The following is an 830-nucleotide window of genomic DNA, read 5'->3' on the forward strand; positions in this document are numbered from 1 at the left end:
AGGTAATGCTTGGTCGCCCCCGCCGCCTGCCGCGTGACCAGCGTCAGTTCGCTGAAGCCCACCACGGCCAGCAGCGCGGTGTCCTTTGTGGCGATCAGCCACAGGTTGGCCAGCCCCGGCAGGGCGGAGGGCAGCATCGCGGGGATGGTCACGCGGGTCAGGATCTTGCGTGGGGTCATGCCGAAGGCGCGGGCGGCCTCGATCTGGCCGGGCGCGATGGACCGGATCGCGCCGCGCAGCACCTCGGTCGAATAGGCCCCCTGGACCGCGCCGATGACGAAGATGCCCGCCGCGAGGCCGCTGATGTCGGCAGGGCCGTATCCCAGCGCCGCCAGTCCCCGGTTCAGCAGGTCGGTGCCCGCGTAATACAGGATCAGGATCAGCACCAGTTCCGGCACCGCCCGGACCACGGTGGTGTAGACCTCCAGCAGGTCGCGCGTGACCGGCCCGCCATGCAGCTTGCCCAGGGCACCGGCCATGCCGATCAGAAGGCCCAGGGCATAGCCGCCGACGGCGATCTGCAGCGTGTTCAGGAAGCCCCGCAGCAGCGCCCCGCCCCATCCGGGGGGGTCGAGCGCCAGCAGGCTCCAGTCGATCAGGGATGCGTCCATGGGTCCGCCCAAGCCAGGGGGCGCGGCCCGGCAAGGGGCCGCGCCGGTGGTGCCGTCAGTCGCCGTAGATGTCGAAGTCGAAGTACTTCTTCGTGAAGGCGTCATAGGTGCCGTCGGCGCGGATCGCCTTGATGGCGGCGTTGACCTTGTCCTTCAGCTCCGTATCGCCCTTGCGCAGGCCGACACCGGCGCCGCGGCCGAGGATGGCCGGATCGTCGG

General features: G+C 70.4%; 2 protein-coding genes. Both read right to left on the bottom strand.

Translation table 11 applies throughout. The features are described from left to right. A partial coding sequence (locus Q4F04_RS15400) for an ABC transporter permease (RefSeq protein WP_303370670.1) occupies positions 1-611 on the bottom strand: 611 nt, incomplete at its 3' end. A 55-nt stretch (positions 612-666) separates the two neighbouring features. After that, positions 667-816, bottom strand: coding sequence for a transporter substrate-binding domain-containing protein (locus tag Q4F04_RS15405; RefSeq protein ID WP_303370671.1), 150 nt, complete (start codon positions 814-816; stop codon positions 667-669). Positions 817-830: the final 14 nt, after the last annotated feature.

It is taken from the genome of Paracoccus sp. (in: a-proteobacteria) (assembly GCF_030536915.1).
Lineage (GTDB): Bacteria > Pseudomonadota > Alphaproteobacteria > Rhodobacterales > Rhodobacteraceae > Paracoccus.